Raw genomic sequence first — 22,321 nt, 5'->3', positions numbered from 1 at the left:
GCAATTCCGATGATTTTTTCGCGACGATATTGCCGAAAATGACATTTCGGATGCCTCAGGCTGCACAACGGCCTCTCGCGTTGCGCGTGTAAAACACGGTAATCTCTCGGTCTTGCCTGCTCCCGGCAGGCCTCAGACGCCCGATCACGCCAGGTATTTTCACCATGACAGCGACCGTTTCCTCCCGCTGGGCGCGGGTGCGCCCGCTCTGCACGACGCTCGTCGCCTTCTGGTGCTGCACGGTCGCCGCGCAGCCGCTGCCGGCCACCGAACCCACTGCTGCCGCGACCGTCTCGGCCGCGGCAGCCGGCACGCCCGCGGCCAGGCCCGCTGCGCCCGCTGCGCCCGCGGACGCCTGCACGGCCGACGGCGGCCCGGCCGGCCGGCCGTCGATCGGCCTCGTGCTGTCCGGCGGCGGCGCGCGCGGTTACGCACACCTCGGTGTCCTGAAGGTATTGGAGGACAACCGGATCCCGATCGACTGCATCGCGGGCACCAGCATGGGCGCCGTGGTCGGCGGCCTGTACGCGAGCGGGATGGCGGCCGGCGAGATGCAGAAGCGGCTGTCGGAGGTCAACCTCGCGGATATCGCGTTCGACGTGACGGACCGCGCGGACCTGCCGCAAACGAGCCGGGAAGACGAACGCCTGTACATCAACGGGCTGACGCTCGGCTTCGGCAAGAAGGGCGTGAAGGCGCCGGTCGGCCTCGTGCAGGGCAACCGGTTGCAGGCGCTGCTCGCGAACTGGACGGCCGCCGTGCCGACCAACCAGCCGTTCGATCGCCTGCCGATCCCGTACCGCGCGGTCGCGACCGACCTGCAGACGGGCCAGATGGTCGTGCTCGACCACGGCTCGCTGCCGCTCGCGATCCGCGCGAGCATGGCGATGCCGGGCCTGTTCGCGCCGGCCGAGATCAACGGGCGCGCGCTCGTGGACGGCGGGCTCGTCAGCAACCTGCCCGTCGACACCGCGCGGCAGATGGGCGCGAACGTCGTGATCGCGGTCGACATCGGCTCGCAACTGCGCCCGCTCGATGCGCTTGCGTCGCCCGCCGACGTGATGCAGCAGATGGTCGGCATCCTGATTCGCCAGAACGTGACCGCGCAGCGCAAGCAGCTCGACGCACGGGACGTGCTGCTCACGCCGGACCTCGGCGCGCTCGCGTTCACCGATTTCCAGAACGCGAAGCAGGCGATCGCCGCCGGCGCGGCCGCCGCGACCGCCGCGCTGCCGAAGCTGCAGCGTTTCGCGCTCACGCCGGAGCAGTACGCCGCCTACCGGTCGGCGCACGCGCAGCCGCTGCCGCCGCCGATCCGGATCACGCGCATCGACATCCAGACCAGCGGCGGCGTGCCGAAGCGCGTCGTCAGCAATGCGCTGCACGTGAAGCCCGGCGATACCTACGATCCGCAGACCGTCAGCCAGGACCTGCTCGGGCTCACGACGGGCGGCAATTTCGAGAGCGTCACGCAGCAGATCGTGAGCCACGGCGACGACAACGTGCTCGAGATCAACGCGCGCGAGAAGTACTGGGGGCCGAATTTCCTGCTGTTCGGGCTCGGCATGTCGAGCAGCTCGACCGACGAGGGCGGCTTCCGCCTGCACGTCGGCTACCGGCGGCCCTGGCTCACCGAATCGGGGCTCGAATTCCGCGCGGACACGACGATCGGCAGCGACCTGCAGTCGGCGCGCATCGAATTGCGCCAGCCGCTGCCGGCCGCCTACGGCGTCTACCTGTCGCCCTACGCGGAATACCAGCGCCGCTACGCGAACCTGTACGACGACAGCGGCAACGTGAAGATCACGCAGTACCTGATGCAGACGGCGCGCGCCGGGCTCGATCTCGGCCTGCCGATCGGGCGGCTCGGCGATTTCCGGATCGGCGTCGGTTACGTGACCGGACACGGTTCGCCGACCTACAACGTGCCGTTGGACGACGGGAGCGGCCAGACGCTGCTGTGGCCAAGCTTCACGTCGCAGGCGCTGACCGCGCGCGCGCGGCTCGTCATCGACCAGCTCGACGATCCGCTGTTCCCGCGCAAGGGCTATTTCACCGAGCTGCGTATCGAACGCTCGCTGGTGTCGCGCAACGGGGGCTCGGCGTCGTCGTTCGACGACAGCATCAACAACGCGCCCTACACCGAGATCTACGGCAAGGCGATGGTCGCGCAGCAGTTCGGCCGGCACAGCATCAGCGCGACGATCGAAGGCGGCAAGAGCATCGGCGGCACCAACCTGATCAACGCGTTCAATTTCACGCTCGGCGGCTTCCAGCACCTGTCCGCGTATGCGGCCGACCAGCTGAACGGCAACGAGCTCGCGTATGCGCAGGTAACCTACATGAACCAGTTGATGACGTTCAACGCGTCGCCGGTCAAGGCGCTGTCGATCGGCGCCAGCGCGGAAGTCGGCAACGTGTGGTCGAGCGGGCAGCAGATCGGCGGCGGCGCACTCAAGCAGAGCTATACGTTCTTCACGAGCCTGTCGACCGCGTTCGGGCCCGTCTATATCGGCGTGGCGCTTGCGCCGAGCGGCCGCCGCAACTTCTATCTGCAGCTCGGTCGTACGTACTGAGCATGCGCGGATGCCGCTTCGGCGGCATCCGTGTTGCCGCGTTGCCGTCCTGCCTTCGAACTCCCGATCAGAATTCCGCGGCCATCGCCACCGCCCGCGCTTGCGCCCGCTCGATGCTGTCGCGCGCCCTCGCATTCCACGTATGTTCGACGGTCAGGCTCCTGACCTCGTCCACGCCGATGAACTTCAGCCAGAATTCGATGTAATCGGCCTGATGCCCGAACCCGGGGGTGTCGAGACGCCCCGCACCGGTTTCCCCGCTCTGTCCGCGAACATGGATGACCAGCGCGCGCGGAATCTTCAGCAGCGGGCCATAGGCGGCACCGTCGAACGTGAACAGCATGTTCCGCTGGCTGACGAGATCGATCAGTTGCTTGAGTTTGTACGGGTAACCGAAATTCCACATCGGCACGCCGACAACGATCCGGTCCGCCTCCTGAAACCGCTTCACGAGCGACTGAATCCGCAGCCAGGCCGACTGCTCGGCGGCATTCATCGGTTCGTTGGCGACGCCTTTGTACTTCGCGCCGATCGCCTCGCTGTCGAAGTCCGGCAAGTCCGCGTCCCAGACATTCAGCGTATCGACGTCGAGCAGCGCGTTCGCGTTGCGGCACGCATCGACAAACGCACTGGCGACCGCGATTGACGCCGACCGGACGCCGCGCGGAGAAGACACGATGTTCAGCAGCCGCATGATGCGTGACCTCGCACACGAGTTATAGTTGCAAATGCAATCGTAATGCAAAGCGTGCGCATGCCGCAAACGAATCTTCGTCCGATTGCGGCTCAAAAAAGGCATCAACGAGGGAAAGGGACGGCAGGAATCGTCGGCGACGCGCGTCCAATCGAAGCGCGCCGCCATCGCGGCGATCGAGGATCGGACCTCGCGCGCGGAATTGCTAGACCGGCCAGCTGATTTCGAAGCGCGCGCCGCCGAGCTCGACCGGATCGACAACCGCGATCCGGCCGTTGTGCGCATGGAGCACCTGCCGCGTGATCGACAAGCCGAGCCCGTAGCCGCCGGTGCGGCGGTCGAGGCGCACGAAGGCATCGAAGATCCGTTCGCGCTCGCTCTCGGGCACGCCGGGGCCGTCGTCCTCGACGAAGATCCCGATGTTGCCGTGCACGAGCGAGATCCCGACGACGATCCGCGATCTCGCGTACTTGCTCGCGTTGCGCAGCAGGTTGCGCATCGCATACGACATCAGCCGCCGGTCCATCTTCACGCGCAGGTCCGAAGCGATCGCGATGCGCGACTCGATCGCGCGTTCCGGATACAGCAGTTGCGCGTCGTCGACCTGATGCTCGAACCACGCGACGGGCGCGGTCATCTCGAGGTTCGACTGCAGCGAGCTGTATTCGAGCCGCGCGTACGTGAGGCTCATGTCGATCAGCTCCTCGAGCTCGGTCACGTCCTGCGCGATGCTCTCGAGCGCGCCCTGATACTCGGCCGCGGAGCTCGGCTCGCGCAGCATTTCGAGCGCGAAGCGCACGCGCGCGAGCGGCGTGCGCAGCTCGTGCGAAATGCCGTTCGTCAGGTCGCGCTGCGCGGCGATCAGCCGCTCCATGCGCATCGCGAGCGCGTTCAGCGTGCGCGCGAGCGGGCCGATGATCACGCTGTGCGATTCACGTGCACGCGTGTTGAAGCGCCCGCCCGTGAAGTCGATCGCGCGTTCGCGCACCATCACGAGATCCGACCAGACGGGGCGCATCCACCGGTACGCGGCGAGCGCGGGCGCGGCGAACACGAACGCGAGCACGATCCAGATATCGCCCGGCAGCGAGTCGAACGCATGCCACACGACTTGCGGCGACAATTCGACGCACAGCGCGAGCGCCGGCACCAGCGCGGTCAGCAGGACGAGGCCGAGCAGGTGCAGGTAGGTGCGCACATACAGGCGCGACCAGCTCGGTATACGGTCGGCGCGCGTGTCGGTCCATGCGCGGCGGAAATGCAGCCAGCGCCATTTGACGTAGCGCAGCGTCGGCAGCGGCGGTGCATCGGGGTGCGAACGGGTTCGTCGAATCATCGCGGCTCCCGGCCGGCGGGCGGAATGCCCGCGCGGAACGTGACGGCGTCGCGCGCGGGCGGCGTCATTCCCACGCGTGCTTGCTGAATTGATAACCCTTGCTGCGGATCGTCTTGATCCGCTGCGGGTTGCTCGCGTCGTCGCGCAGTTTGCGACGCAGCTTCGAGATGCGCCCGTCGATCGTGCGGTCGAGGCCGTCGAATTCGACGCCGCGCAACTGCAGCATCAGGTCGTCGCGGCTGACGACTTCGCCCGCATGGCACACGAGCGCCCACAGCAGGTCGAATTCGGCCGACGTCAGGTCGGGCGTGCTGCCGTCGGGCAGCACGACGGTGCGGTCGGTGCGATCGATCGAGAACTTGCCGAACGCGTAGCGCTCGGGCTGCGGCGCGGCATTCTCGGTCGCGCGCACGGGCGCTCGGCGCAACTGCGCCTTGATCCGCGCGAGCAGGATGCGCGGCTCGACCGGCTTGTGCACGTAGTCGTCCGCGCCGAATTCGAGGCCGAGCAGCTCGTCGAACGGCTCGTCGCGCGCCGTCACCATGATGATCACGCCGTCGTACTGCTTGCGCGCCTCGCGGCAGATTTCGAAGCCGTCCTTGCCCGGCAGGTTCACGTCAAGGATGACGAGATCGGGACGAATGGACAGGATCGCCGGCACCGCGGCGTCGCCATGCAGCACAGTGTCGACTTCGTAGTCGTTCTTGCGCAGGTAGCCGGCGATCAGCGTGGACAGGCGGGTGTCGTCTTCGACGAGCAGGATACGAAAAGACATGGGCAGCGGTCGGATCATCAGGAAGGCCGCGGCGACGGCGCCGGCCCGTGCCGGACGCCGGCCCTCGGCCGAAACGTACCGCATGATACTGCGCCCGCCGCTTGCCTGTTTGCCGGTCTTGAAAATAAGGGCGCGATGCTGTCTACGCTTGACGAATCGGCGCCGGGGCGGTTCCATACGGGCTCGCCGGAATCCCCGGCTCTGCTTCTACCCCGCCCGACGTGATGAATTACCAATCGATTCTCGAACGCATCCATACCGAACTCGCCCCCTGGATCGGCCAGGGACGGGTTGCCGACTATATTCCCGAACTCGCGAAAGTGCCCGCCGACAAGTTCGGGATGGCCGTCGTGACGCTTGACGGAAACGTTTACACGGTCGGCGACGCGCGCGAGCGTTTCTCGATCCAGAGCATCTCGAAGCTGTTCGCGTGCACGCTCGCGTTCCAGCTGCTGGGCGACGAGCTGTGGGAACGGGTCGGCCGCGAGCCGTCCGGCACCGCGTTCAATTCGCTCGTCCAGCTCGAAAGCGAGCGCGGCAAGCCGCGCAATCCGTTCATCAACGCGGGCGCGCTGGTCGTCACCGACGTCCTGTGCCGCCGCTTCGTGAAGGCCGAGACGGCGCTCGTCGAGTTCGTGCGGCGGCTGATCGGCGCGAACGACATCGACTACGACTCGCGGGTCGCGCTGTCGGAGTTGCAGCACGCGGAGCGCAATCGTGCGATGGCGCATTTCATGGCGAGCTTCGGCAACATGCAGATGCCGCCCGATACCGTGATCGACGCGTATTGCCGCCAGTGTGCGATCGAGATGAACTGCGTCGAGCTGGCCAGCGCCGCGCTGTTTCTTGCGAACGGCGGCGTCGCACCGGTGACGGGCGAGCGGGTCGTCGATTCGAGTTCGGCGAAGCGGCTGTCGGCGCTGATGCTGACCTGCGGCACCTACGATGCGGCCGGCGATTTCGTGTATCGCGTCGGGCTGCCGGCGAAGAGCGGCGTCGGCGGCGGGATCGTCGCGGTGCTGCCGGGTGAGATGGCCGTGTGCGTGTGGGCGCCGGGGCTCGATGCGAACGGGAACTCGCTGGCGGGGACGCTGGCGCTGGAGTGGTTGACGACTTATACGGGAAGGTCGATTTTTTGAGGCGTTGGGGTGAGGCATGCCTCACCTGGCGCAACGGCGGTCGATTCATATCGGCGCGGCGGTGCGCCGGGTTGCTGGACGGGTCACTGGAGAACAGTGACTTTTCCACCGTTACGCTCGAACTCGGAGCGAGTCGTACGACTGACCTCCTGCGCCAGTGAGTCACTGTGAAGAATGTCTCGGAAAAACAATTTTGGTGGCCGATACGTCTCCCGAAACGTCTGGAACGACCCGCCTGCGACGTTCGAGCCAACTTCTTCAACACGCGCCAGCCATGAGCACTTGAAATCGGACCGCTTAAGCGCGGCGTTTACCCGGCGTTCAATAGCAAGATAACCGTCCGTACCATCCGCTATCGCGCGGAACTCTTCTGCCGTTACCTGCGTAACGACGATTTCCGGTCGATCTGTGCTCGTCAAGGACACCCATCCCATGGTCGCCATGTCGGTGTCGGCAGAAAATTCAGCGATCGGAAATTGCTCCGCACTGGTATTCGACTGCAACCAGACGATGGTGTCGTAAATAGTGGTCATGTAGAGGGTAGAGACAGAATCGATTATCGACGAACGATACAACCTTATTGAGCGACCAAGAATGGCCGGTTCTCGCCCGACAGTTTCGGGGTTCTCTCATCTGGCTGCGATGCCGTCGACGGGGTTACCGATAACCCGCTCTATCAGCCAGCGCCGAGCAATGTCGGTACAAAGCGACGGCCGCTCCAGCGTCGGAAAGTGCCCGCATCCTTCCAGCGTCTCGAAGCGGGCATGCGGCATCAGCTTGGCGATCCGACGGCCGACATCGACCGGAACGAAACGGTCTGCCTCGCCCCATATGAGAAGTGTCGGAATCGCACTCGTGGCCAGCGTCGACCAATGATCCGAGCGAGTCAAAGTCGCATCGGATTGTCGTGCGAACATGTCAGCACCTGTATCGCGAGCCATTTGAACAAACGCTGCTCTTGACCTGACATCTACAGGGGGAATGGCATTTTCGGCAAACTCGGCGATAACTTGTTCATGCTCCCCCACCAGAATCCTTCGGCTGGTGTCGCGAACACGATCCGGATACGGATGTAATCCGGGCTGACAGTTCATCAACCACAGTCCACGCACGCGCTGGGCCGCCCGCGCGACTACTTCCATCGCAATACAGCCACCGTAGGCCGTGCCTGCAATGATGAACGGGCCATCAATAGAAGCAAGCAGCCTCTCGGCGCTTTCAGCGAACGTAGGATAGGCCAGCATCCGGACGGACGGTACGACCAGATCGCTCAACCCTTCGAGTTGATCGGCATACATGCGTCCGTCGCAGGGCATTGCGGGCAAAAAGACGAGCGGTAATTGGCATGGCATTCTGCGAGGACCGGTTGGACGACTGAGGTAACGCGTTCGCGATCTCGCACAACGAGACCAAGACGTCTTACGTATTGTCGAGGATTTCAACCGGATCGTCGATTGACCGCTCCAGGCGGAAACCCCATCGCCGACAGCCGCGTGGCGCTCGTCTGCCTGGTTGGCGCTGGAATGGTTGACGACTTATACTGGGCGGTCGATTTTCTGAAGTCGCGAAATCGAGCGCGCGTCATCTGGCGTGACTGCGGCAGGTGAATATCGGCGTGCTCGATCGAGAATTCGTCATTCGGCAGCAGTCGACCCCAAAGAGACATTCACAAGTTCATAAAACAAAATCAAAAAAATGAAAATATTCGTCGTCGCCTCTCTAGGGATTTCATTACTGGCCCAAGCATCACCGACCTTTGCGGACAGTGACAACGGGAAAAGGATCTTCCTCGCGAGATGTGCCATGTGCCACGGAGCAGATGCCAAAGGAACGGGGCCGTTGGCCAACAAAAGCAACCCACCCACACCCGACCTTACGACGCCCGCCTTCAAAAAACGGCTTGGCGACTATCCGGGCGTCATCGTCTCGTCAGTCATACTTCGCCCGAATGGCGACCTGATTCCCAAAACCTTGCGAGAAAACGGCGTAAAGCTACCGCCCCACTCCTGGACGGTTAAGGATTTTCGCGATTTGAATCAATACCTGAGTGGCTTGATCTTGAAAAGCTGAATGCTTGCTTGTTGCCCGCCGCGCTCACGGATATCCTCACGCGAGGCTACGAGCCGCGAGCAAACGGCATGGTTGACGACGTATGCAGAACGATCAGATTTTCTGACGCCCCGCAGCGGTTACTGGAGAACATCACGCATGCATCCGGACAACGCACCAGCAGTCGCAACGACCTCAGGCCCCGGCGCCTCCGCACCGATTCCCGCCATCGTGCCGTCGAAAACCGCGCTGCTCGTCATGCATTACCAGACCGACATCCTCGGCCTCTTCCCGTCGGTTGCGCCTGAATTGCTCGCCAATACGCGTCGTCTGTGCGACGCTGCACGAGCCGCCGGCGTCGGCGCCTGGTTCGCGAACCTCCGCTTCAGCCCCGGCTATCCGGAAGTCAGCCCGCTCAACAAGAACGGTCAGGGCATCAAGCAACTGGGCCTCTTCATCGACGATGCCCCGTGTCCCGAACTGGGCAAGCAGCCCGACGAGCCGCTGATCGTCGCGCATCGCGCCAGCGTGTTCTTCGGCACCGATCTGCAGGCACGGCTGGTCGCGCAAGGCATCGATTCGCTGATCATGGTCGGCATTGCGTCGACCGGCGTGATGCTGTCGTCGATCGCCCACGCGAGCGACGCGGATTTCCGCCTCTACACGGTTAAGGATTGCTGCTACGACCCGGACCCGATCGTCCACGAGCATCTGTTCGCCACCGCGTTCGAATCGCGCACGACGGTGCTGTGGCTCGTGGATGCGTTGCGGTTGCTGGCATAGCGACGGACGAGCCGAACCGCTGCCAGAATGAGGTCGATGCGGCATTGCGCGCTTTCAGCGGCGTGCCCGACATCCCCGAATACCCGGATCGGCCGCGACGTGCGCGATATCGCGCACGTCAGCCGCATCCGCCTTACTTCGCGATAAACACCCCCGACGTCGGGCACGTGCCCTGCGTGTTGCCGTCCGTCACGAGCGACGCTGCGCTCGGGAACTGCGCGGCCGCGTCCGTCTTCACCGCGATCCACGCTTCGGTGAAGTAGCTCACGCCGTTCGTCTTCGTGCATTTCAGCGACACCGCGCTGCGCGTGTTGCTGCCGAACGCGCCTTCGAATGCCGACAGCAACTGGTTACGCGTGACCGTCTTGCCCGCGTTCGTCTGCAGGAACGCGTTGAACGACGTATTGCCGAGCCGGCTGATCATGCCCGACGCCTGATTCCAGTACGCATCGGGCGTCGCCGAGTTCGAGCAGGTACCGTGCTTGAACCACTCGTGCTTGTCGAGACACGACGCGACGCCCGGCATGTACGTCGACAGCGTATTGCGCGTCGCGCTGCTGATCGGGTAGGCGTCCATGCTGCACCACTGGTGCGCGTTGTCGAGGTCGATGTCGTTCTGCGGCACGCCGCAGTAGAACGGCTGGTTGCCGTCATAGCGGTTCGGCCACAGGCCATGCAGCGAGAGGCTCGTCGCCGCATACGAGCCGGCGAGGTTCGTGCACTCCGGCGTGTCGTGCGACGCGCAGAAGCCGGGCTCCCACGATGCGGCAAGCAACAGGTAGTCGTAGCTGGTCTGCGCGGCGGCGTGCAGTGAAACGGAAGCGACGGCGAGTGCGGCAGCGGCGCGGGCGAGCGTCTTGAGCATGGCGTGTTTCCTCGGAAAAGGCATGCGGTCGCGGGATGCGCCGCACGGTTGTCGAATGTCTGCCCGCGATTGTTGCTGCCGCAACGTGGCACGAATGTGAAGGTGGACGAAAGAATTCGCACGCACCGCCGCCTCCGCTACGCGCGGGACCGGTACCAACCGTTGCCTTCCGTCGCTAGCGATGCCGGCAAGCGGGCGCTACGACCCGCTACCGAGCTGCGTGCACGCGCGAGCGGACGCTTCGGGGCCTTCGAGCGCGAGTATCTGCCACACGCCGATACTGACGCGCTGGCGGGCCGCCGTCGACGCATCGGCCAGCAGCGCCTCGACACGCGGCGCGGCATCGGGCGCCTTCTGCTGCAGCGCCGCGTGATGCCGCGCGCGCGACGCCGGCTCGGATTCGTACACGTCGCAGAGGCGCACCATGCCGGCGAGCCCGGCCACGTCGTCGTCCTTGTCGATCGCGCCCGGCTCGACGGGCGCGAGCCCCTTGCGCTCCTCCGGCGGCAGCTTGTTGCGCGCGCCTTCGTCGATCGCCGTGGCGGACGCCGGCGGCAGGCCGCCGATCGCCGCGACGATCCGGCTGCCCGCGGCGATCATGTCGCCCTGGCACGCGATCTTCTCGGCGGCCGCGACGTTCGAGCAGAACGATACCGATGTCCGGTACACGTCATTGCTCATGCGCGGCACTTCGTCCGTGCCCGCCTGTGCGAAGCCAGCGCCGGCCAGCACGAGCGCCACGGGAATCAGGATGCGGAAAGCTCTCGTCTCGTTCATTGTTGTCGTCTGTGGGTTGTCATGGCGGGCGTACTCACCGGGCCGCACGGTGGCGGCCCCTGTGACGCCGGGCCCTCGTCCGGCGCCACGCGCTTCACTTCATCGACGCCGCCTCCGATCCGCCGGGCGACAGCGCCGCGTTGTCCTGCTCCCGCCACGTGCGGCGCGACGCCATGATCGCGCTCACCACCGAGCGCGCGACCTTCCACCACGCAAACGGCCGCGGATCGGCGAGCATGCTGAGCGCGCGTGCGTAGTCGAGCGTGAGACCGGGCGTCCACGCCATCGTCACCGCACGCTTGCGGATCTGCGCGGCCACCCACAGCTCGGGCGTCAGCAACAGCCGCACGAACGCGCCCCACCCGGCCCGCGCGCCCTTCAGCCGCCAAACCGCGCCGTCGAGCGCGGCTTCGAGCGCGTTCGACACGGTGCTCGAGCAGTTGCGGTACGTGAGGTTGTACGTCACGTTTTGCCGGTACGACGACCAGAATGCATCGAGCTTCGCCGGATCGTAGTTGCGGATGCGCACGCGCACGGTCGACGGGCACCACGCGTTCGACTCGGTCGCGTAGTCGGGCTGGAACAGGCCCGGCACGTCGTTCTCGCGCGTCGCGCGCAGGATGCGCGTGAATTCATCCGGAGAACGATCGATTTCGACGCCAGGGTACAGGCTGATGTAGATGCCTTCCGGCGACTCCAGCGCCGCATGCCCGGTCGAGATCACGCCGTTGACGTCGACCGCCGCGATATAGCGGTCGATCACCGGATAGCGCTGCGCTTCGGCCTTCGACGTGCCGGTCGGCGTCCACACGTGCACGGTGAGCGCGTGCTCGCCGTCGGCCGGCGGGCCGTCCCATTCGGATTGCGCGAACCGCGGCTGCTCGCGCGGATCGTCGAGATCGGGCACGAGCGCCGGCGCGGGCGACGTCGCGAACGCGGGATTGCGCGTCAGCCGCCGCACGCGCGCGGCGAGGCTCAGCATGTGCATCCCGCCGAACATCAGCAGCAGGCCAAGGCAGTACGGTACGGTGCCCGCGTAATGCGTCGGGTACGGCTGGAAGAAGAAGACCGCCAGCAGGATCTCGACGACGCCCCACGCGAACGCGACGTTCCAGCGACGGTAGCGCACCATCCACGCGGACGTGCACTGCAGCAGCCCGTCGACGAGGAACAGCGTGCCGAAGATCATCGACAGCAGGAAGTGGCCGTGGTGATGGCCGGCGAACACGAGCGCCGCGGCCACCACGGCCACGATGCCCTTCACGTAGCGCAGGATGCGCTGCCCGCCGACACCGCTGCCGGCCACCGCGAGCGTCGCGAGCCCCTCGATCAGGAACAGCCACGCGAACAGCTCGATCGGGAAATGCAGCGCGCCGTCGAGCGCGTCGACGAAGATGCCGACGCCTGCGGCCACCCACACCCAGCCGAGCACGGTCAGCCCACGCCAGCGGGTTCGCAGATATTCGATGCCCAGCAACAGCAACACCAGTCGTACCATCGCGCCCTCGTGTCATTTTTCGGGATACGCGCGGCCTCGCGCTCCCTGTCATGTCGACCGCGCGTCGTGCGACGCGGCGGCCGGAAGGCGGTCATCGTTGCCGGCGCGTCATGCCATCGACATGACCGATGGCGGCCGGCACGCGCCGCTCTGGCCGAATAATAAGATATGAAGGAGCCGGTTGAAAGCGCGACGGAAACGTTTTCGGCGGGGCGCGGGCCGATCGGGCCGCACGCTGCCATGACAGATTTCCCGTTCGACAACCTGCCGCGGATACGCGAGAATCCGGCTTCCGAGGGCGAAAGCCTCTGAATAGAACCGAACCGCACAGACGGGACAACAAGAAATGAGCATATCGATCACGCGCCGGCGCCTGCTGGCCGCGGGCATGGCCGCGAGCAGCCTCGCGCTGTCGGGCTGTTTCACGCCGAAGCTGTACAAGAACGACGCTTACAGCGAAAACGTATCCGCATTCATGATTACCGAAGACGGCAAGAAACTGGTCGTCCTCGGCACGCGCTACCATTACATCTTCGATCTGCCGGCGCGGTTGCGGCCGGTACTGCAGTCCGGCTACCGGAAATCGGTGCGCACGACGTTTGCCGATTTTCATGCGAGAGGCGGCGGCGTCACCGGGCATTACCGGATCGTGCTGCCGAAAGATGCTTCGGACGACGATCGACGGGCCGCTGCCGCCGACGGCTTCGTGAGCGAGACCGCCGGCCTCGTGCTCGAAGGCGACATCGACGGCAAGCGCTACTCGACCGAAGGCTTCGTCGAGCAGGACAAGACGGCCGCGCAGCCGTTCAACCGCCCGTACTCGGTCACCATCAGGGAATCGCCGTCCGTCGTCGGCATGGGGCTGCGGATTCTCGCCACGCCGATCACCGTGGCCGCCGACGGCGTGCTCGTGCTGGGTGGCATCGTGCTCGTGCCGTTCGCGGCGATCGCGATCAAGGCGAACGGCGGCCTCCGGATCATGTAACGGCGTGCGCCGTACGGCCGCCACAGGAGCATCGCCATGACCGCCTCACCGCTTCATACGCCGCCGCTCGGCCCGCAGCTCAAGCGCTGGCGCGCGCTGCACCGCGTCAAGCAAAGCCATGCGGCCGAACTGTTCGGCGTCGCGCAATCGACGATCTCGCGCTGGGAAGCCGGCCGCCAGCAGATGTCGCCCGACGAGCGCGCGACGGCCGAGCGGTTGCTCGCCGCGCGCGTCGATTCGGCGGGCGACCACGCGCTCGCGCGGCTGATCGCCGGCAGCGCGGGCCGCATGCATCTCGTGTGCGATCTCACGCACCGCCTGCTCGCCAGCTCGCCGGCGCGCGCAGCCGAGTTCTCGCAACCGCTTTCGATGCTGCTCGGCACGTCGCTGTGGCGCTACGCGACGCCGGAGATCGTCGGCATGGAAGCCGCGCTCGCCCCGCTCGGCTGGCACGACCGCGCGGGGCCGCCGAGCGTCGAGTTCGACACCGGCGCGAATGCGTCGCGCGTCGTGCCGATTCGCGGCAGCCGCTGCCGATGGACACGGATGACGCTGTCGGACGGTGCGGCGGTGCGGCTGGTGGAAACGCTCGACGCGCACTGACACCCCGCGCATATTTCATGCGTGGACGAACCGTACGCGGCCGGCGTACGCTTGGCGGCTCATCGCAAGGAGCCGACCATGAACCCCGATACGATCCGCGCACGGCTCGATTTCCTGCGCGAAGCCGAACGCCTGAAGGACGTGCTGCGCAGCGGCCATACGTCGGGCGGCCGCCCCGAAAGCACGGCCGAGCACAGCTGGCGGCTGTGCCTGATGGCGCTCGTGTTCGCCGACGCACTGCCCGGCATCGACACGCTGAAGCTGCTGAAGCTGTGCGTCGTCCACGATCTCGGCGAGGCGCTGCACGGCGACATCCCCGCAATCGAGCAGGCCGCGCACCCCGACAAGAGCGCGCACGAGCGCGACGACCTGCTGACGCTGACGGCATCGCTCGACCTCACGCGGCGCGACGAGATCGTCGCGCTGTGGGACGAATACGAGGCGGCCGCGTCGCCGGAAGCACGCGCGGCGAAGGCGCTCGACAAGCTCGAAACGATCCTGCAGCACAACCAGGGCAGCAATCCGCCCGATTTCGACTACGCGTTCAATCTCGGCTACGGACGGCGCTATACCGACGCTGCACCGCTGTTCAGCGCAATCCGCGAGATCGTCGACGCCGATACGCAGCGCAGGATCGACGCCGCGCGGCGGTAACGCGGGCCTCCCCCCTCCGGCGTCACGATTGGCAACCATGCTGCAGCCCGGCCCCCGCTCCGGCACGGCATTCGCACAATTCAGCACAAATTCCACACGATTTGTCGCGAAATCCTCGCTTACCATGAGCGCCTGATTCGACTCGGCACGCCCGCGCGATGCGTATGCGGATGCCGTTGCGGGCGACATGCCCGGCATGCGACGCCGACCGCCTCGTCCCGCTCGGCGGCACGCATCGCCGGCGCCGCCTCATCCTCGCAGCGTTCTCATGACCCAGAAGACCCATCGCCGCCGGCGCATCGTGCTGGCCACCCTCGCCGTCGTCGCGATCGCCGCCGGCGTGACGCTGAAGGCCTGCGCGCCCGACAAGCATCCGCAATACCTGTCCGCGCCCGTCACGCGCGGCGATCTCGAGAACGCGGTGCTCGCGACCGGCGCGCTGCAGGCGTTCAGGCAGGTCGACGTCGGCGCGCAGGTGTCGGGACAGTTGAAGACGCTGAAGGTCAAGCTCGGCGACAAGGTCACGAAGGGCCAGTGGCTCGCCGAAATCGATCCCGTGATCTCGGAAAACGCGCTGCGCCAGGCGCGCGCCAGCGAAGAAAGCCTGCGCGCGCAACAGCAATCGGCGGCCGCGCAACTGACGCAAGCCGAACTCGCGTTCCGCCGCCAGCAGGCGATGCTGCCCGACGACGCGACGTCGCGCGAATCGTTCGAGGCCGCAAAGGCGACGCTCGACGTGCAGCGAGCGACCCTCGCGTCGCTCGCCGCGCAGATCCGTTCGGCCCGCATCCAGATCGAGACCGCGCAGGCCAACCTCGGCTATACGCGCATCGTCGCGCCGATCGACGGCGAGGTCGTCGCGATCGTCACGCAGGAAGGCCAGACCGTGATCGCGCAGCAGCAGGCGCCGGTGATCCTGAAGCTCGCGAATCTCGACACGATGACCGTGAAGGCGCAGGTGTCGGAAGCCGACGTGATTCGCGTGAGCGCCGGCCAGACCGCGTATTTCACGAGCCTCGGCGAACCGGACAAGCGTCATTACGGCAAACTGCGCGCGATCGAACCGGCGCCGCAGAACTACGCCGACGCACAAAGCCCGCTCGGCGGAGGCGGCGCAAAGCCGAACGCCGCAGTGTTCTACAACGCGCTGTTCGACGTGCCGAATCCCGAGCACCGGCTGCGTATCGCGATGACCGCGCAGGTCAACATCGTGCTCGGCGACGCACGCAACGCGCTCAGCATTCCGGCCGCCGCACTCGGCGAGAAGCGCAAGGACGGCACCTGTGCGGTGCGCGTGCTGCGCGCCGACGGCAGCACGGAAACGCGGCATGTCCGCATCGGCATCAACAACAACGTGCGCGTCGAAGTGCTGGCCGGCCTGAAGGACGGCGAGCGCGTGGTGATCGGCGAAGCCTCGGCGGACGAGCACGTACCGCTGTCGGACGCGTTGTGACGATGAGCCAGCCCCTGCTGAAACTCTCGGCCGTCACGCGACGCTTTCCCGCCGGCGACAAGGACGTCGTCGTCCTGAACAACGTGAACCTGTCGATCGACGCGGGCGAGATCGTCGCGATCGTCGGCGCGTCGGGCTCGGGCAAGTCGACGCTGATGAACATCCTCGGCTGCCTCGATCACCCGAGCGAAGGGATCTATACGGTCGGCGGCCGCGACACGCACATGCTCGACAGCGACGAGCTCGCGCAGCTGCGGCGCGAGCACTTCGGCTTCGTGTTCCAGCGCTATCACCTGCTGCCGCACGTCGACGCGGTCGCGAACCTCGAAATGCCCGCGATCTACGCGGGCACCACGCGCGCGGCGCGGCACGCACGCGCACGCGAACTGCTCGCGCGCCTCGGGCTCGCGGATCGTGCGCATCACCGGCCGGGGCAGCTGTCCGGCGGCCAGCAGCAGCGCGTGAGCATCGCACGCGCGCTGATGAACGGCGGCCAGGTGATCCTCGCCGACGAACCGACCGGCGCGCTCGACACGAAGAGCGGCCAGGACGTGATCCGCATCCTGCACGAGCTGAACGCGCTCGGCCATACGATCGTGATCGTCACGCACGACAAGGCCGTCGCGCGCCATGCGCGGCGCATCATCGAGATCAGCGACGGCGAGATCGTCGCCGACCGGCCGAATCGCCAGTACGCGGAAGCGCTCGCGGAAACCGGCATCGAGACGACCGATGCCGCCGCAACCGCCGTGGCAGCCGGCACGCCGCCAGCAAGCGGTCGTCACGATGAACCACCACCCGCCGTCGCCGGTGCCGATACCGATGCCGGCCCACGCGCCCCGCGCTTCGCGGCCGGCACCGGCCGTTTCGCCGAAGCATGCCGGATGGCGTGGATCGCGCTCGTGTCACATAGGCTGCGCACGCTGCTGACGATGCTCGGCATCATCATAGGCATCACGTCGGTCGTGTCGATCGTCGCGGTCGGTGAAGGCGCGAAGCGCTACATGCTCGACGAGATCGGCAGCATCGGCACCAATACGATCAGCCTCTATCCGGGCAGCGACTGGGGCGACAGCCGCGCGGACACGATCCAGACGCTCGTGCCGGCCGATGTCGCCGCGCTCGCCGAGCAGCCGTACGTCGACAGCGCGACGCCCGAAACGTCGCGCACGCTGCTGCTGCGCTACCGCAACATCGACGTCCATGCGCTCGTGAGCGGCGTCGGCGACAGCTACTTCCAGACGCGCGGGATGCGTTTCGCGCTCGGCGTGGCGTTCGACGACGATGCAGTGCGCCGCCAGGCGCAGGTCGCCGTGATCGACCAGAACACGCGCCGCAAGCTGTTCGGCGCGACGCGCAATCCGGTGGGCGAAGTGATCCTGGCCGACAACGTGCCGTGCGTCGTGATCGGCGTGACCGCCGACAAGAAGAGTGCATTCGGCAGCGTGAAGAGCCTGAACGTGTGGGTGCCGTACACGACCGCGAGCGGCCGCCTGTTCGGCCAGCGTCATCTCGACAGCATCACCGTGCGCGTGCGCGACGGGCAGCCGAGCCCCGCCGCCGAGAAAAGCCTCGAGAAGCTGATGATCCAGCGCCACGGGCGCAAGGACTTCTTCACGTACAACATGGACAGCGTGGTCAAGACCGTCGAGAAGACCGGCCAGTCGCTGACGCTGCTGCTGTCGCTGATCGCCGTGATCTCGCTCGTCGTCGGCGGGATCGGCGTGATGAACATCATGCTGGTGTCGGTCACCGAGCGCACGCGCGAGATCGGCATCCGGATGGCGGTCGGCGCGCGCCAGTCGGACATCCTGCAACAGTTCCTCGTCGAGGCCGTGCTCGTCTGCCTGCTCGGCGGCACGATCGGCATCGCGCTGTCGTTCGGGCTCGGCGCGCTGTTCTCGATGTTCGTCACGCAGTGGAAGATGGTGTTCTCGGCCGGCGCGATCGTGACGGCGTTCGTGTGCTCGACGCTCACCGGTGTGATTTTCGGGTTCATGCCCGCGCGCAACGCGTCGCGGCTCGATCCGATCGATGCGCTCGCGCGCGACTGACGAAAAACCTGCCATGACGCATTCCTCACCGCTTCACCGCCTCGGCGCATTCGCCTGTGCCGCCGCGCTGCTCGCCGGCTGCGCGGGCGCACGCCATGAGCCGCTGCCGGCCGTCGCGATGCCCGCGAACTGGGCCGCGCCGGTCGCGGCCGACGCGCCGGCCGCCACGCGCGACTGGTGGCGCAGCTTCGGCGATCCGCAACTCGACGCGCTGATCGACGACGCGCTGCGCGCCAACAACGACCTCGCGATCGCGGCGATCCGCGTCTATCGCGCGCAGTTGCAGGCCGGGCTCGTCGACACGAACCTGACGCCCAACGTGACGCTCGGCGCGAACGGCGCCGTGTCGCGCACGCTCGATACGCACCGGACGAGCCGGTCGAGCGGCATCAATGGTTCGCTGAGCTATGAAATCGACCTGTGGGGGAGACTTGCCGCGTTGCGCGACGCCGCGCGCTGGGAAGCCGACGCGACGGCCGCCGATCTCGAAGCCGCGCGGCTGTCGTTGATCGGCACGACCGCGTCGCTGTACTGGCAGCTCGGCTATCTGAACCGGCAGATCGCGCTCGGCGACGCGAACATCGCGTATGCCGTGCGCACGCTCGCCGTCGTCCGGTCGCGGCACACGGCCGGCGCCGTGTCGGGGCTCGATCTCGCGCAGGCCGAACAGAGCCTCGCCGCGCAACGCGCCGCGCAGACGCAGTTGATCCAGCAACGCACCGAGAACCGCCACGCGCTCGCGATCCTGTTCGACCGGCCGCCGCAGCAGCTCGCGGCCGAACCGTCGGCACTGTCCGACGCGGCCCCGCCGGAAGTGGCGGCCGGCCTGCCCGCGAGCCTGCTCGGCCGGCGCCCCGACCTGCGTGCGGCGGAATTCCGGCTGCGCGAATCGCTCGCGCAGGTCGATGCGACACGCACGAGCTTCTACCCGACCTTCACGCTGACCGGCAGCGCCGGCACATCGAGCGCGAGCCTCGAACGCGTGCTGACGAATCCGGTCGGCACGCTCGGGCTCGGCCTCGCGCTGCCGTTCATCCAGTGGAACACGATGCAGTTGCAGATCAAGGTGTCGAAGTCGCAGTACGAGGAAGCGGTAGTCGGCTTCCGCCAACGGCTCTACACGGCGCTCGCGGAAGTCGAGAATGCGCTGTCGGCGCGCGTGCAGCTCGAACGCGAAGCCGAACAGCGCGCGCTGTCGCTGGCCCAGGCGCAGCGTGCCGAGCGGCTGGCCGCCGCGCGCTTCGCGGCCGGCGCGACCGCCGTGCAGCCGTGGCTCGACCAGCAGCAGGTACTGAGGAACGCGCAAAGCGCCGATGAACTGACGCGCCTGAATCGGCTCAACAACCAGATGACGCTGTACCGCGCGCTCGGCGGCGGGACGTCCTGACCGGCCGCCACAAGTCGCACGCCGCGCGTCGACCGCCTCACTCGCACACGGCCGCCCGGCGTCGCGCGGGCGCGAACGCCACTGCGCTCGCCGTGGCGAGCACGGCCACGCCGGCCGCACCGTACACCATCACCCAGCCGAAGCCGTGCACGAGCGCCGCATGCAATGCCGCACCGGTCGGGTCGGCCTGCGCGAGCGCCGGCGCGATCGCGTTCAGCCCGTCGGTGCGGCCCGACGCGATCTCCTGCGCGAGCCGGCGCAGCGCGGCATCGCCGATCGCGCCGGCCGCCCCGCCCTTCAGGCTCGCGACGATCCCCGCGACCAGCACGAAGCCCATCGCCGCGATGTTCAGCGCGAGCGAGATCATCCGTGCACTCATGTCGATGCCCGACGCCATCCCGGCCCGCGAACTCGGCACCGCGCCCGTCGTCGTGTTCGTGACGGGCGTGTTCGTCAAGCCGAGCCCGATGCCGGCGATCACGCAGCCGGGCAGCATCGTCAGCCAGCTCGCATGCTCGGCCGCGCTGCCGAGCCGCATCAGCGCGAAGCCGGCCGCGATCGTGAACAGGCCGCCCGGAATCACGACGCCCGGCCCGTAGCGCAGCGCGAGCCGCTCGCCGACCGGCGGCGCGACCAGCGTCGGCAGCGTGTACGCGAGCAACGCGAGGCCGGCCGTCACGCTGTCGTAGCCGAGCGCGACCTGGAACCAGATCGGCAGGTAGATCATGAACGGCCAGAAGCTGAAGTTCATCCCCATCGAGCCGAAGATCGCACCGGTGAACGCGCGGATCCGGAACACCTGGAAGTCGAACATCGGCCGCGCGCTGGCGCGCTCCGCGATGACGAAACCGATCACCGCAAGCACGGTCGCGCCGAGTACGCCGAGGCCGGCTGCACTCGTCAGCCCGAGTTCCGCACTTTGCGTGATGTAGAACGCGAGGCCGAGCACCGCGAGCGACAGCGTGACGATGCCCGCGACGTCGAGCGTGCCCGCATGCGGATCGCGCGACTCCTGCACCGCGCCGCCGATCAGCACGAGCGCGACGGCCGCGAGCGGCGCATGGACGAGGAACACCCACGGCCAGCTCGCCAGCGCGACGATCGCGCCACCGACGATCGGCCCGAAGCCGAGCCCGATGCCGAACACGATCCCCCAGATCCCGAACGCGCGGCCGCGCTCGCGGCCCTCGCGGAACTGGTGCGACAGCACGGCAATCTGGCAGATCAGCATCGCGCCGCCGCTCGCGCCCTGCAGCAACCGGCCCGCGACGAGCACGGGCACGTTCGGCGCGAGCCCGCACAGCAGCGACGTCGCGCCGAACAGCGCGGTGCCGATCACGTACACGCGCTTGCGGCCGAACCGGTCGGCGAGCGTGCCGGCCGCCATCAGCACCGTCGTGCATGCGATCGTGTACGCGTTCATGATCCACTGCATGCCGTTGAAATCGCCATGCAGCACGTGTTCGAGCGTCGGCAGGATCACCGGCACGCTCGAGATTTCGAGGCCGAACATCAGCGACGTGAGACAGACGGCCGCGAGTGCGACCGCATTCCTGCGGGAGTCGGATAGCGTCATGCGTATTGCGCGGCGGCCCGGTCACGAGCCGCGCGCCTCCAGGTGAGTAGGCATCGCCGCGTGCGGCCGGCAACGCACGCTGGACAGGAATCGGTACTATAGTGAGAATTTCCCGCCCCATTGACGCGCATATTTCCACGAACTGGGGAATTTCAGGACCCAATCGACGCAACCAGCGATGACCGACAGACTCGACGGCGTGACGACCTTCGTCCAGGTAGTGGAATCGGGCAGCTTCGCGCTCGCGGCGGAGCGGCTCGACATGACGCGCTCGGCGGTCGGCAAGGCGATCGCGCGGCTCGAAAAGCGGCTCGGCGCGCGGCTGCTGCAGCGCACGACGCGCAGCCAGAGCCTGACCGACGACGGCCAGGCGTATTACGACCGCTGCGTGCGTGCGCTGGCGGAACTCGAGGCGGCGGAAGCCGATCTCGATTGCGGCCGCAACGAAGCGCGCGGCAAGCTGCGGCTGAGCGTGCCGCTCGCGTTCGGGCACCACTGCGTGACGCCGATCGTGCTCGATCTCGCGCGCACTTACCCGCACCTGCGGATCGACGTGTCGATCACCGACCGCTTCGTCGATCTCGTCGAGGAAGGCATCGACCTCGCGGTGCGGATCGGCACGCTCGCGGACAGCACGAGCCTCGCGGTACGCCGGCTCGGCACGCAATACGGCAGCCTCGGCGCGGCGCCGTCGTATCTCGCGCGCCATGGGACGCCGAAGACGCTCGACGACCTGAAGCATCACCGGACGATCGCGTATTCACGCTCGGGCGTGGTTCAACCGTGGGACTTGCGCGCGCCGGACGGCACGACGGTGCGGATCGACATGCCGCACCAGCTGAGTTTCGACGACGTGCAGGCGATCGCGGCGGCCGGTGCGTCGGGGTTCGGGATCGCATGGGTGCCGAGCTGGCTGCTCGACCATTACGTGAAGCGCGGCGAGATGGTCGTCGTGCTCGATCGCTGCTTCGTGTGCGAAGGCGACATTCACGCGATCTGGCCGAAGACGCGCTACCTGCCGCGCAAGACGCGCTGCGTGATCGACGCGCTCGCACAGGCGGTTCCGCCGATGATCGAGCGCCCGGACGAAGTGCGATGAGATGAGTCGAAACCGACG

Annotated in this window: 21 protein-coding genes; 12 read left to right on the top strand and 9 right to left on the bottom strand. The window is 66.9% G+C overall.

Features of this window, described 5'->3' with window-relative positions; all coding sequences use genetic code 11:
* Positions 1–164: 164 nt before the first annotated feature.
* Positions 165–2,576 carry a patatin-like phospholipase family protein gene (locus tag U5798_RS03790; RefSeq protein ID WP_322081247.1) on the top strand — a complete coding sequence of 804 codons (2,412 nt, stop codon included), beginning with the start codon at positions 165–167 and terminating at the stop codon, positions 2,574–2,576.
* A gap of 67 nt (positions 2,577–2,643) precedes the next feature.
* On the opposite strand, the gene U5798_RS03785 is transcribed toward U5798_RS03790, so the two are convergent.
* The 3 genes from U5798_RS03785 to U5798_RS03775 all read right to left on the bottom strand — a co-directional run bounded on the left by U5798_RS03785 (position 2,644) and on the right by U5798_RS03775 (position 5,381).
* A complete protein-coding gene (locus U5798_RS03785) occupies positions 2,644–3,270 on the bottom strand; it encodes an FMN-dependent NADH-azoreductase (RefSeq protein WP_124456633.1) in 627 nt (208 codons plus the stop codon).
* 205 nt (positions 3,271–3,475) lie between these two features.
* Positions 3,476–4,606, bottom strand: a complete 1,131-nt coding sequence (locus tag U5798_RS03780) for an ATP-binding protein (protein WP_322081246.1) — start codon at positions 4,604–4,606, stop codon at positions 3,476–3,478.
* Positions 4,607–4,670: 64 nt separating this feature from the next.
* Complete coding sequence (locus U5798_RS03775) at positions 4,671–5,381, bottom strand: response regulator (RefSeq protein ID WP_124456631.1); 711 nt, start codon at positions 5,379–5,381, stop codon at positions 4,671–4,673.
* Between the two features lie 224 nt (positions 5,382–5,605).
* Here U5798_RS03775 and U5798_RS03770 point away from each other — a divergent pair, with 224 nt between their 5' ends.
* Positions 5,606–6,520, top strand: a complete 915-nt coding sequence (locus tag U5798_RS03770) for a glutaminase (protein ID WP_124456630.1) — start codon at positions 5,606–5,608, stop codon at positions 6,518–6,520.
* A gap of 83 nt (positions 6,521–6,603) precedes the next feature.
* Here the strand turns inward: U5798_RS03770 and U5798_RS03765 are convergent, their stop codons facing one another.
* Positions 6,604–7,053: a hypothetical protein gene (locus U5798_RS03765; RefSeq protein WP_124456629.1), complete on the bottom strand. Its 450-nt coding sequence runs from the start codon at positions 7,051–7,053 to the stop codon at positions 6,604–6,606.
* A gap of 96 nt (positions 7,054–7,149) precedes the next feature.
* A complete protein-coding gene (locus tag U5798_RS03760) occupies positions 7,150–7,818 on the bottom strand; it encodes an alpha/beta fold hydrolase (protein WP_260434997.1) in 669 nt (222 codons plus the stop codon).
* Positions 7,819–8,215: 397 nt separating this feature from the next.
* Between U5798_RS03760 and U5798_RS03755 the strand changes: the two genes are divergently transcribed.
* Both U5798_RS03755 and U5798_RS03750 read left to right on the top strand, forming a co-directional pair.
* Positions 8,216–8,590 carry a cytochrome c gene (locus U5798_RS03755; protein ID WP_124456627.1) on the top strand — a complete coding sequence of 125 codons (375 nt, stop codon included), beginning with the start codon at positions 8,216–8,218 and terminating at the stop codon, positions 8,588–8,590.
* 138 nt (positions 8,591–8,728) lie between these two features.
* On the top strand, positions 8,729–9,352 hold the full coding sequence (locus tag U5798_RS03750) for an isochorismatase family cysteine hydrolase (RefSeq protein ID WP_124456626.1): 624 nt from the start codon (positions 8,729–8,731) through the stop codon (positions 9,350–9,352).
* A 133-nt stretch (positions 9,353–9,485) separates the two neighbouring features.
* Here the strand turns inward: U5798_RS03750 and U5798_RS03745 are convergent, their stop codons facing one another.
* The 3 genes from U5798_RS03745 to U5798_RS03735 form a co-directional block, all read right to left on the bottom strand.
* Positions 9,486–10,217, bottom strand: a complete 732-nt coding sequence (locus U5798_RS03745) for a ribonuclease T2 (RefSeq protein WP_124456625.1) — start codon at positions 10,215–10,217, stop codon at positions 9,486–9,488.
* 198 nt (positions 10,218–10,415) lie between these two features.
* Positions 10,416–10,994, bottom strand: coding sequence for a hypothetical protein (locus U5798_RS03740; protein WP_322081245.1), 579 nt, complete (start codon positions 10,992–10,994; stop codon positions 10,416–10,418).
* Between the two features lie 94 nt (positions 10,995–11,088).
* On the bottom strand, positions 11,089–12,492 hold the full coding sequence (locus U5798_RS03735) for a DUF308 domain-containing protein (RefSeq protein WP_322081244.1): 1,404 nt from the start codon (positions 12,490–12,492) through the stop codon (positions 11,089–11,091).
* Between the two features lie 168 nt (positions 12,493–12,660).
* On the opposite strand from U5798_RS03735, the gene U5798_RS03730 reads away from it, so the two are divergent.
* From U5798_RS03730 to U5798_RS03700, 7 genes are all read left to right on the top strand, one after another.
* A complete protein-coding gene (locus tag U5798_RS03730; protein WP_185658286.1) occupies positions 12,661–12,804 on the top strand; it encodes a hypothetical protein in 144 nt (47 codons plus the stop codon).
* A gap of 34 nt (positions 12,805–12,838) precedes the next feature.
* Positions 12,839–13,477, top strand: coding sequence for a hypothetical protein (locus tag U5798_RS03725; RefSeq protein WP_124456622.1), 639 nt, complete (start codon positions 12,839–12,841; stop codon positions 13,475–13,477).
* 36 nt (positions 13,478–13,513) lie between these two features.
* Complete coding sequence (locus U5798_RS03720; RefSeq protein WP_322081243.1) at positions 13,514–14,080, top strand: helix-turn-helix transcriptional regulator; 567 nt, start codon at positions 13,514–13,516, stop codon at positions 14,078–14,080.
* 78 nt (positions 14,081–14,158) lie between these two features.
* Positions 14,159–14,734, top strand: coding sequence for an HD domain-containing protein (locus U5798_RS03715; RefSeq protein ID WP_322081242.1), 576 nt, complete (start codon positions 14,159–14,161; stop codon positions 14,732–14,734).
* Positions 14,735–15,002: 268 nt separating this feature from the next.
* Positions 15,003–16,187 (top strand): macrolide transporter subunit MacA, encoded by a 1,185-nt coding sequence (gene macA / locus U5798_RS03710; protein WP_322081241.1) that lies wholly within the window; start codon positions 15,003–15,005, stop codon positions 16,185–16,187.
* A gap of 2 nt (positions 16,188–16,189) precedes the next feature.
* On the top strand, positions 16,190–18,241 hold the full coding sequence (locus U5798_RS03705) for a MacB family efflux pump subunit (protein WP_322081240.1): 2,052 nt from the start codon (positions 16,190–16,192) through the stop codon (positions 18,239–18,241).
* A gap of 13 nt (positions 18,242–18,254) precedes the next feature.
* Positions 18,255–19,628 (top strand): efflux transporter outer membrane subunit, encoded by a 1,374-nt coding sequence (locus U5798_RS03700; protein ID WP_322081239.1) that lies wholly within the window; start codon positions 18,255–18,257, stop codon positions 19,626–19,628.
* A 37-nt stretch (positions 19,629–19,665) separates the two neighbouring features.
* Here the strand turns inward: U5798_RS03700 and U5798_RS03695 are convergent, their stop codons facing one another.
* Positions 19,666–21,204 carry an MFS transporter gene (locus U5798_RS03695; protein WP_322081238.1) on the bottom strand — a complete coding sequence of 513 codons (1,539 nt, stop codon included), beginning with the start codon at positions 21,202–21,204 and terminating at the stop codon, positions 19,666–19,668.
* A gap of 178 nt (positions 21,205–21,382) precedes the next feature.
* Here U5798_RS03695 and U5798_RS03690 point away from each other — a divergent pair, with 178 nt between their 5' ends.
* Positions 21,383–22,303 (top strand): LysR family transcriptional regulator, encoded by a 921-nt coding sequence (locus U5798_RS03690; protein WP_322081237.1) that lies wholly within the window; start codon positions 21,383–21,385, stop codon positions 22,301–22,303.
* The last annotated feature ends 18 nt before the right edge of the window (positions 22,304–22,321 follow it).

This window comes from Burkholderia sp. BCC1972, from assembly GCF_905339605.1.
In the GTDB taxonomy this organism is placed as follows: Bacteria; Pseudomonadota; Gammaproteobacteria; order Burkholderiales; family Burkholderiaceae; genus Burkholderia.
Note: the sequence above shows the minus strand (reverse complement) of the source record. Positions and strands in the feature narration are given on the sequence as shown.